Source organism: Bradyrhizobium sp. Crot121 (genome assembly GCF_059512385.1).
Window position 1 is genome coordinate 25,521 of the sequence record NZ_JCAMOR010000073.1, and the last position, 10,888, is coordinate 36,408.

Consider the following 10,888-nt stretch of genomic DNA (forward strand, 5'->3'; position numbering starts at 1 on the left):
TGACGCGCGCGTCATGGCGCGGCCGTCAGGGCGCCTGACTGTCTCCTCCAATTCACATTTCAATCGCCGCTCAATTCAGGCCGTTCTGGCGGCCGAATAGCGGCAGAATGCTGATTTTCCCCAAAGCCCAAGCGATGATTGTCTGAACTGAAATCTCTTCTCGCCTTGCAGCATCGAGGGGAACTTTGCCGACGGGTCGACTGTTGCAATGCTACGTTTGGTTCAAACATCTGGGAGTTCCCGTGAATCGTCGCCAGCTACTGCAAGGCTCGGCAGTGCTGCCGACACTCATGTTGTTTCCCGGAACCGAAGCCGTCGCCGCCGTTCCGTTTGATCCGTCCACCGTCCGGGAACTTGCGCGCAGCCTCGCGAGCAAATCGTTCGAGGCGCCCGATGAAAAGCTGCCGTCCGAGCTGAAGGATCTGAACTACGATCAGTATCGCTCGATCCGCTTCATGCCGGAGCGCGCGCTGTGGCGTGCCGAAAAGCTGCCGTTCCAGGCGCAGTTCTTTCATCGGGGCTTCTTCTACAAGAACAAGGTCAGCATCTTCGAAGTCATCGACGGTCAGGCGAGCGAAATCCGCTATCGCAAGGACGACTTCTCGTTCGGCGACAATGTGCCGGCGTTCGCCGCTGATAATCTCGGCTTTGCCGGCTTTCGCATCCACGCGCCGATCAACAGGCCCGACTATTTCGATGAGGTCTGCGTCTTCCTCGGCGCGAGCTATTTCCGTGCCGTCGCCAAGGGTGAAACCTACGGATTGTCGGCGCGGGGATTGTCGATCGACACTGGAGAGGCGAAGGGAGAGGAGTTTCCTTATTTCAAGGCGTTCTGGCTGGAGCGCCCCGCAGCCAACGCGACCTCACTCGTCATCCACGCGCTGCTCGACAGCAAGAGCTGCGCCGCGAGCTACCGCTTCACCTTGCGGCCCGGCGAGACCACGGTGTTCGACGTCGAGATGTCGCTTTATCCGCGGGCCGATCTCGAGCATGCAGGGCTGGCGCCGATGACCAGCATGTTCTTCTTCGGCCCCAATGACCGCAACGATGTCGACGATTTTCGTCCCTCGGTGCACGATTCCGACGGGCTCGCGATTTTCAACGGCAAGGGTGAAAGCCTGTGGCGTCCGCTGAGCAATCCGCGGGATCTTCAGGTCAGCACCTTCCAGGACCTCAATCCGCGCGGATTTGGGCTGATGCAGCGCGAGAAGAGATTCGCCGCCTATGAGGATATCGAGTCGCGTTTCGAGGCTCGCCCGAGCCTCTGGGTCGAACCGATCGGCGATTGGGGCGAGGGCGGCGTCGTGCTGATCGAGATTCCGACCAAAGAGGAAATCCACGATAACATCGCAGCGTTCTGGCGGCCCAAGGCGCCACTGAAGGCCAAGAGTGAAAACAATTTCACCTATCGTCTGCATTGGGGCCCGGATATGCCGAAGCCTCATTCGCTCGCCCGCTTCGTACGCACCGGTATCGGCGCGCGTGGCGAGGACAGCAAATTGTTCGTGCTGGATCTGGTCGGCGACAACCTGAAGGCAATCGATCCCAGCAGTATCAAGGGCGTCGTGAGCGCCGAGAAGTCCGAGATCACCAACATCGTCACGCAACCCAATCCTGACACGGGTGGATGGCGGCTCAGTTTCCAATGCGCGGTGAAGAAGGATACGCCCGTCGAGCTTCGGGCCTTGCTGGTGCAAGACGATAAACCTCTTTCCGAAGTGTGGGTCTATCGATGGGCTCCGTAGCGACGTCGTCGCCGCTGACGCCGGACGCGCTGGCGGGCGGGTTCCTGCCACGCGAAGATCCGCTCGAGATGATCACATCGGACTTCGCGCGCGCGCCGCAGGCGACGCGGCAGCCTGTACCGGTGGCGTCAAGCATGTGGCGGCGGCGGACGTTTGTCTTTGCAGCCACTATCGCGCTCACCGGCGCCGGCGCGTACGAGATGTACAAGGTGCTCGAAGTCGGGGGCGTGACCGTCCTGGAATGGATGGTGCTCGCGCTGTTCGTGACCTTGCTCGCCTGGATCGGCTTCTCGTTTGCTTCCGCTCTTGCGGGCTTTTTCGTCCTGCTCGGCAGAGGAGGGAACGCGCTGCAAATCGCCGCCAGCGGTTCCTTGCCTGATATCGCGAGCCGGACGGCGGTTCTGCTGCCGACCTATAATGAAAACGAAATCCAGTTGATGGCCCGGCTGCGTGCGATCTACGAGTCCGTCGAGGCGACCGGGCATGGTGAGCACTTCGACTGGTTCGTGCTGAGCGACAGCACCGATCCCGATATCTGGATCGCCGAGGAGCGCGCTTTCCTGAAACTGCGGCAAGCCTGCGGTTCCGATCGGCTCTATTATCGTCACCGCGCCAACAACGTCGCGCGCAAGTCCGGCAATATCGCCGAGTGGGTTTCCCGCTTCGGCAGCGGCTATCAGTTCATGATCGTCCTCGATGCCGACAGCCTGATGACCGGCGAGACGATGGTGCGGATGGTCCATGCGATGGAGGCGAATTCTGCGGCCGCATTGCTGCAGACGCTGCCGATCATCGTCAATGCGCGAAGCCTGTTCAGCCGCCTGCAGCAATTTGCCGGCCGGCTTTACGGGCCGATGATCGCCGCGGGCGTAGCCTGGTGGCACGGCTCCGAAGGCAATTATTGGGGGCACAATGCCATCATCAGGGTGGCGGCGTTCGCCGAGGCGGCCGGGCTGCCGGAGTTGCACGGACGAAAGCCGTTCGGCGGACATATCCTGAGCCACGACTTCGTCGAGGCCGCGCTGATGCGCCGCTCCGGCTGGGGCATCTATATGGCGCCGACGCTCGGCGGCAGTTTCGAGGAAGTGCCGCCTTCGCTATTGGATTTCGCGGCGCGCGACCGGAGGTGGTGCCAGGGAAACCTGCAGCATCTCGCCGTGTTGCCGACGCGCGGACTGCACTGGATTTCGCGCCTGCATTTCATGACCGGGATCGGTTCGTATATCACTGCGCCGCTCTGGTTTACGTTCCTGCTGCTCGGCATACTGATCTCGTTGCAGGCCCGCTTTGTCCGCCCCGAATATTTTCCGAAGGGGTTTGCGCTGTTTCCCAACTGGCCTGCGCAGGACCCCGTGCTCGCGGCCTGGGTGTTCGGCGCCACCATGGCACTTCTGATCGTGCCGAAACTGCTCGGCTTCCTGTTGCTGTTGACGCAGCGGGACACGCGGCGGCGGTTCGGCGGCGCCATTCGCGCTTTCCTCGGTGTCATCGTCGAAGTGCTGATCTCCGCCATGATCGCACCCGCGATGATGGTGTTCCAGTCGATCGCGGTGATCGAGATCCTGATTGGCCGTGATGCCGGATGGCAGACGCAGCGCCGTGACGACGGCTCGGTCGAGCGGCGCGAGCTCTATCGCAAGTATGGAGTGCCCACGGCCTTCGGCGTACTGATGGCCGCGAGCGCCTACGCCGTCTCTCTGCCGCTGCTGTTGTGGATGTCGCCGGTCATCGTCGGGCTGTTGTTTGCCATTCCGATCGGCGCCTATACGGCGAAGCCGCGGATGACGGCGCTGTTTGCGACACCGGAGGAAGTCGCGCCGCCGGCCGTGCTGGTCCGTGCGAACGAACTGGCGGCATCGCCTGCAGTTGATCGCGGCCGTGCGCTGGTCGAACTGCAACGCGACCCGCAATTCCTGACGCAGCATCTCCGCTCGCTCCCAACACCGGCGCGCCGGCGACCGCAGGAAATCGACCCGCAGCTCGCAACAGCCCGCGCCCGCGTTGAGGCGAGCGACACCTTCGAGCAGGCCGTCGCCTCTCTCACCGCCCGCGAGACGTTGGCGGTGTTGAACGACCGGGCGTTGCTTGAGAGCGTCCTGCAGTTGCCGGCCAAGGCCGCCTGACGATCGTCGTTCCGGGCTTGACCCGGGACGACAGCGGAACAGCTACGCCGCCTCCCGCATCCTCGCCGCAAAGGCGTTGCGTGGCAGGGCGATGCGGACGACGGTGCCGACGCCGAGCTTGGAGCGCAGCTTCATCGAGCCGCCATGCAGGCTGGTCAGCGAGCGTGCGATCGCAAGGCCGAGACCCGAGCCCTGATAAGTCTTGGTGAGCTGGCTCTCGACTTGCTCGAACGGCTTGCCGAGGCGCTGCAGCGAGTCCTGCGCGATGCCGATGCCGGTGTCGGCGATCAGCATCACGATTTGATCGTCCAGCACCTGGCTGCGCACGATCACCCGGCCGTTGTCGGGCGTGAACTTCACCGCATTGGAGAGCAGGTTGACGACGATCTGCTTGATCGCGCGGCGATCGGCCACCACGGGAATCGTGCGTTCGATGTCGGCATCGAGCGTGAGCTGCTTGGCCTGGGCGCGTCCAGACACCACGCGCAGCGATTCCGCGAGCGTCCTCGACAGATCGAGCGGCTCCAAATCGAGCTTCATGCGCCCGGCTTCGATCTTCGACATGTCGAGGATGTCGTTGATGACGTCGAGCAGATATTTGCCGCTGGTGAGGATGTCGTGGCAATATTCCTGATATTTGTCCGAGCCGAGCGCGCCGAACATGCCGCTGCCCATGATCTCGGAGAAGCCGATGATGGCGTTCAGCGGCGTGCGCAGCTCGTGGCTCATATTGGCGAGGAATTTCGACTTGGCGGCGTTGGCTTCCTCGGCGCGGGTCTTCTCCTGCGAATATTTTTCCGCGAGGTCGGCGAGCTCGATCGCCTGCCGCTCGAGCTCGGTCTGCGAACGCTTCAGATCGACGACGGTGGCGCGCAGGCGCAGATCGTTGTCGACGAGCTTCTGCTCGTGGGCCTTGATGCGGGTGATGTCGGTGCCGACCGAGACGTAGCCGCCGTCCTTGGTGCGGCGCTCGGAGATATGCAGCCACTTGCCGTCGTCGAGCTGCGCCTCGAAGGTGCGCGCGCCCGGCATCGGCACGCCGGCCTCGTGCAACCGCGTGCGGACCTCCGGCATGCTGCCGACCTCGATCACGGTCTCGTAGGAGGTGCCGGGGGCAACGGCCGAATCCGGCAATTTGTGCAGGCGCTGGAAGTGCGAGTTGCAGAGCACGAGGCGGTCCTCGGCATCCCAGAGCACGAAGGCTTCCGGAATGGTCTCGATGGCGTCGCGCAGCCGCAGGTCTGCTTCAACAGTTTTTTCGGCGAGGCTCTTCTGCTCGGTGATGTCGACCGCGATGCCGATCAGGTGCAGGCCGCCATCGGCCGATGCGTGGCTGAGCTCGCAGCGCACGCGCAGCCAGATCCAGTGGCCCTCGGTGTGCTGCATGCGGAACGACTGATCGATGTGGTCGATCTTGCCGGAGATGAGCTGGTCGGCGATGTCGAACAGATCGATGTCGTCCGATTTCACCAGCGCGTTGACCTCGCCGAATGTCAAAAGGTCGTTGCGGGATTCGAGGCCGAGCAGGGTGAACATCGACTGCGACCAGAAGATGCGACCGCGCGAGAGGTCCCAGTCCCACAGGCCGCAGCGGCCGCGGTTGAGCGCGGTGTCGATTCGGCCGCGGACGGCGTCATTGATGAGATCGCCCTCGCGGGCGCGGGTCGACTGCCAGTGGAAGGCGAAGCCGAGGATGAGCACGACGAATCCCGTGGTCGCCGAGAGCGTGACCGAGAGCGCGGCGTCCGATCCCCAGATCGGCTCGTTCATCTCCTGGATCACGACCACCTGGCCCGGCAGCGATTTCACCTGAACCGAGATGGCGAGCGCGCTGTCGCCGTTCGGCAGGATCATGTCGGCGAGGATGCCCCGCTGGCTCGGCGCGACGAGCAGTTGCGCGGTGGAGACGATGTCGAACACCCGGTCGTTCTCGCCGAGCCCGTCGATCGGGGTGCGGGCGAGCACGCGATGATCGACGCTGGTGACGATGACATGGCGGCCCCTGGCGATGCCCCAGGACGGAATGAGGTCGGGCAACAGGTTCTGCAACTGCTCGATATTGCCAAGGTGTTCGCGGCGGCTCGAGGTCAGGCGATCGAGCCGCTCGGCGAGGATATCGGAGAGGGCGGAGAGGTCGCGCTTCAGCGCGGCACGCTTCTGCCGGCTCTGGTCGACCACCTGGACGAAGGCGCCGAGGCAGATCGTGATCAGGAAGGCGATGATCAGCGTGGGCACGGCCCGGCGCAACGCAGGCTCAGCGGTCAAGAGCCTGTGGTAGTCTGGTTTCGCGATCGATTGCGCCAATCCCTTGATCGAATCGGATTGAACGCACGCGTTCGCCGCGTGCGCACGCGTCATGCCCTAGACCCCCACCGCAATCTGATTTGCCACACAGTTCGGAAGCCAACCCCACGTTGCTCCCGAATCATTATGATTTGAATCCAGTTTTCCCGGCGTGTCGAGAGTCAACGATTCGTTAATGCGAAATAATTCTTGTCCAAGACAGAATCGCGGCTCGCAAACCGAGTCCGAAACGAGAACGTCGATGTGTGTTCCTACCTGTGCGGCGGCTCGGCGTGGCTGATGACGCGCTTGATGGTGGGGAAGGCGCGGCGCAGCGCGCGCTCGATCGCGTCGACTTCCTCATGCACCTTGATGACGCTCATCGACGGCGCGGCGCGGCAGTGGAAGTTGACGATCTCGCCGGCGTCGGAGTCGCGGACGCGCACATTGTGGATGTCATGGATCGGGCCGTCGGCGGCAAAGCGCGTCAGCGCCTGTCTGATGGTCTCGACGCGATCGGGCGCGGCGTTGCTGCCCCACGGCAGTTCCGGCTCGAGCGGCTCGATGTGGGTGTCGACTTCGACGTCCTCGCCGAAGTCCTCGCGGATCGCGCGTTCGAGATCGTGGGCGATGGCATGGGCCGCGGTGAGTTCCATCTCGCCGTCGACCTCGAGGTCGATGCTGACGATCAGCTTCTCGCCGAGCGCGTGCACGGTGACGTGATGGATGGCAAGCCCGGAATTGCGCGCGATCACCATGATGCGCTCGCGCACGCTCTCATTGTCGCGCGCGACCGGCACCGCGGTGAAGGTGAGGTCGGCATCGCCGAGCACGCCGGCGACCGCGGCCTGCGCCCTGCGCTTGATCTCCTCGACGCGGTCGATCGGAATGGTGCGCGGCACCTTGGCGATGGCGTCGATGAAATAGGTCGGGCCGACCATGCGCACGCGCAGCCGCTCGACCTCGACCACACCAGGCACGTTCCGGATCGCCGCGGTCGCCTTCTCAAGCGCGCCTTCCGGCGCCCGGTCGGTCAGCGTCTCCACGGTCGAGCGCGCCATCCGCAGGCCGAGCAGGGCGATCATGACGGCGACGGCGATGGCCGCGGCGGCGTCGCCCCACCAGAAGCCGAGGCCGGCCAGCACGAGGCCGATGATGACGGCGAACGAGCCCATCACGTCGGAGGCGAAATGCAGCGCGTCGGCGGCGAGCGCCTGGCTCTTGGTTTCCCGCGCGGCGCGATGCAGCGCCCGCGCCCGCCAGAGATTGACGATGATGTCGATGATGAGGACCACGAAGGGGATCGCGGAGATTGACGGCGGCGGCGCGCCTTCGCTCAGCCGGCTATAGGCCTCGACCAGGATGCCGCCCGCGAGCACGTAAAGCAGGGCGATCACGCCGAGCGCGGAGATGCTTTCGAGCTTGCCGTGGCCGTAATGATGCTCTTCGTCCGCGGGCAGGTCGGACACCCGCACCACCGCCCAGGTGATGATGGTCGCGATCAGGTCGACCGAGGAGTGCAGGGCCTCCGAGATCAGCGCCAGCGATCCGATCGCGATCCCGACGACGAGTTTCGCCGCGGCCATGCCACCGCTGGCAAAGACCGAGATCGCTGCGACCGAGGATTTGACGTTGTGAGCGCTCATCGCCTGCGGTGTAGCAGCCCACCCGCCAACATCAAGCGCCGATCGCAGTCGCAATCGCTACTCACTCGCAGCTGCAGGTTGTTGCGAATTATTCCGAATCCAGAAAATGTTTCGCGTGAGTTCACCAGACACATTTCAGATGCAGGTCCACAGTCTCGCGGCGCGTTTCACCCGAGCTTTGCAAAATCATTCGCCCAGAACCAAGAGGGCGCAGGGAACGCCGGGTGCGCGCTGCACCCGCGGTCTCGTGTGCATAAGTGCAGAAAGAAGTGCACACGAGCATACAGGTTCAGCGGAGACACTCCGGCATTCCCTGCGCAATGGTTTTACGGCTTATATCGTGCTCTCCCCGGTGAGACCGGGCTTCTTGCCACCGTCGCCCATGAGAGGCGTTGGCTTCTCACGGACTTGACGCCAGCGTCGGGGCGTCAGGACCACACGACTTCGCCGTCCGCCTCATGCGCACTCGTCCGTTGCGCAATCCGCGTCCACCGCATCCCACCGCAACACTCGTGACGATCGCGAAGCGCCCCTCAATCGGGTGAGACGCGCGGATTAATAGACTGATTTGCATTTCGGAAAAACAGAAATATTTTTTCTGCGCGGACTGGACAGGTTTTTGCTGATTTGCCCGTCGAAGAGAGAACGGATGAGACGGCGCAAAGTCCGACTTCCAGTCGATTGTTGATTCAGCTAACGCCGGCATCGCTACGGAGTCACACGATGCCGGCGCTCGCGTTCGGTTAGAGGTCTTCTTCTCAGAGGTTCGGATGCAGGTCTCGCACGGTGCTCACGTTCTCGAGTAGGGAGGCAAGATGCAGGATAGTCGACTCGGCGAGCCAGCTTCCGACGAGCTGCACGTTGATCGGCAGTCCTTCCTTGCTGGTGCCGAACCGCATCGACAGCCCGGGCAAGCCGGTGACGTTGAGCGGCACGGTGGCGCCCTGGAGGTAGGTGGCGTCCACGGTCTTGCCGTTGATGACGAACTTTGCGACGCCATGCTTGTGGGCCGGGATCGGCAGGACCGGGGTGATCAGCGCGTCGTATGTCCTGAAATAGTCGGCATAGCCGTCGCGCAGCCGCTCGGCGGCCTGTTCCGCGTCGATGTAGTCCTTCATGGACGTATCGGGCAGCGAGAGCATGGTCTTGGCCATTTTATAGAGCTCGTCCTGACTGCGGCCGGCGGTCGCCTCCGCGAATGCAGGCTTCATCTCCATCACGTGAAGGCGGTTGAACACGTCGAGGGCGAAGTCGCGCTCGAGCGCCGGGATGCGCACCGGCTCCACGAAAGAGCCCAGGTCCTTAAGCGCCTCCGCGGCCGTCTTCACTGTGTCCGCGACCTCAGGGGCCACCGGCCCGAAGCCGGGCTCGACCAGCCAGCCCACCCGGAGCTGACGATCGGGCGAGCGCCCGACCCCCGCATCGAACTGCGCGGTGCTCGTTGCGAAAGCGTCTTGGCCGTCAGGGCCGGCCAGTTGCGAGAAGGCGAGCGCGAGGTCGCGGACACTGCGTGCCATGGGACCAACATGCCAGAAGCGGCGCGGCGCGCGCGGCCAGATCCCAGTCATGGGCACACGCCCATGCGTTGCCTTGAGGGAGACGATCCCGGTCTGCGCGGCCGGACCGCGCACCGAGATCGCAAGGTCGGTGCCCAGTCCCAGCGGCGACATGCCGGCCGCGATGGCCGCGGATTCACCGCCGCTCGAGCCCCCAGGCGTGCGGGTCAGATCCCAAGGATTGTTAGACTTGCCTGAGAGCAGATTGTCGCTTTCGATCCAATAGGAGAACTCGGGAAGGTTCGTCTTTGCGAGCAAGATGCCGCCCGCCTTCTTCATGCGCGCGACGCTGGTCGCGTCGATCTCGGGAACGCGTCCCTTGAAGATCGGCGAACCGCGCTGGGTCGCCACGCCTGCAGTGTCGATCGAGTCCTTCACCGTGAAGGGCACGCCATGCAGCGGCCCGAGCTCCTCGCCGGCGACGATCGCCTTCTCCGCCACCTTGGCTGCTTCGAGCGCATCGTCGGCGAGCGTAACAATCGCGTTGATCTTCGGGTCCACGGCCCCGATGCGATCGAGATGGGCCTGCACGACCTCCACTGGCGACAGCTCCTTAGTGCGGATCAGTTCGGCCAGCTTGGTCGCGTCGGAATAGATGATGTCGGTCTTCATGGATGTTATCTACCTAACACTTGGTAGGATGTAATTATCTCTTCCCAAACCTGGCGTCAACCCCTATCTAACGCTTGGTAGGTAGCGCATAGGGGGTTCGTTGAGCGCAAATTCACGAGAAGCGATCTTGGCGGCGGCCAGGCGGACGGCGCAGGCTCACGGCTACAGCGGCATGAACTTCCGCGATCTCGCGGCCGAGGTGGGTATCAGAGCCGCGAGCATCTACCACCACTTCCCGAGCAAGGCCGATCTCGGCGCGGCGGTAGCGAAGCGTTATTGGGAAGATACAGCCGCCGAACTGGACGCCATGTCGTTGGCATGCGCCGACCCGCTGCGCTCTCTGCAAGTATATCCCAACATCTTCCGAAGATCGCTCGAGAGCGGCAATCGTTTGTGCCTTTGCAGCTTCATGTCCGCCGAACACGACGACCTGCCGCTGCAGGTTCAGAAGGAGGTGCAAGCTTTCGCCGACGTCAACGTCGCGTGGCTGAGCAGAACTCTTGTCGCGGCGGGCTTGGTCGGACGTGAGGAAAGCGAAGCCCGAGCCCGCTCGATCTTCGCCGCCGTCGCGGGGGCCCAGCTCATGGCACGCAGCCGCTCGGACATCTCCCTGTTCGATGCACTCATCGATGGCTATCGAGCCGCTGGTCTCCTGCCGGGCGGAAAGAAAGCATCTCGTCGGTCGTAGAGCCTCGGCGCCACTTCTTCATGTCGGCTCTTGGCCCAACTCGGACATTGCGGGCCGCGATGGCTCGTAGGGGTTTGACCAGCTGAACGGCGGTCACGAGCATCGGCTGCGCTGCCCGTCGAAAAGTGATGGACAGCGCAGGTAGTATTTAGCAGAGGCTAAAGCGGAATGAAGTTAGCTTGAATCGATTTGGGATTCCCAAATCAGGCGGTTTCTGATTCACCATGCTGGCTGG

The 10,888-nt window shown here is 63.4% G+C and carries 6 protein-coding genes; 3 read left to right on the forward strand and 3 right to left on the reverse strand.

Features of this window, described 5'->3' with window-relative positions; translation table 11 throughout:
• Nucleotides 1-290 precede the first annotated feature (290 nt).
• Together AC5ZGW_RS37245 and mdoH are read left to right on the forward strand one after the other, a co-directional pair.
• Entirely contained in the window at nt 291-1,745 is a 1,455-nt protein-coding gene (locus AC5ZGW_RS37245) for a glucan biosynthesis protein G (RefSeq protein ID WP_130227484.1), read from the forward strand.
• A complete protein-coding gene (gene mdoH / locus AC5ZGW_RS37250; RefSeq protein WP_130227479.1) occupies nt 1,733-3,868 on the forward strand; it encodes a glucans biosynthesis glucosyltransferase MdoH in 2,136 nt (711 codons plus the stop codon). Before AC5ZGW_RS37245 ends, mdoH begins: the two co-directional genes overlap by 13 nt.
• A gap of 42 nt (nt 3,869-3,910) precedes the next feature.
• Here mdoH and AC5ZGW_RS37255 read toward each other — a convergent pair whose 3' ends face one another.
• The 3 genes from AC5ZGW_RS37255 to AC5ZGW_RS37265 all read right to left on the reverse strand — a co-directional run bounded on the left by AC5ZGW_RS37255 (nt 3,911) and on the right by AC5ZGW_RS37265 (nt 9,965).
• Nucleotides 3,911-6,226 (reverse strand): sensor histidine kinase, encoded by a 2,316-nt coding sequence (locus AC5ZGW_RS37255; RefSeq protein ID WP_130227480.1) that lies wholly within the window; start codon nt 6,224-6,226, stop codon nt 3,911-3,913.
• A 197-nt stretch (nt 6,227-6,423) separates the two neighbouring features.
• Nucleotides 6,424-7,797: a cation-efflux pump gene (locus AC5ZGW_RS37260; RefSeq protein ID WP_130227485.1), complete on the reverse strand. Its 1,374-nt coding sequence runs from the start codon at nt 7,795-7,797 to the stop codon at nt 6,424-6,426.
• 758 nt (nt 7,798-8,555) lie between these two features.
• Entirely contained in the window at nt 8,556-9,965 is a 1,410-nt protein-coding gene (locus AC5ZGW_RS37265) for an amidase (RefSeq protein WP_130227481.1), read from the reverse strand.
• 100 nt (nt 9,966-10,065) lie between these two features.
• On the opposite strand from AC5ZGW_RS37265, the gene AC5ZGW_RS37270 reads away from it, so the two are divergent.
• Nucleotides 10,066-10,653: a TetR/AcrR family transcriptional regulator gene (locus AC5ZGW_RS37270; protein ID WP_130227482.1), complete on the forward strand. Its 588-nt coding sequence runs from the start codon at nt 10,066-10,068 to the stop codon at nt 10,651-10,653.
• Nucleotides 10,654-10,888: the final 235 nt, after the last annotated feature.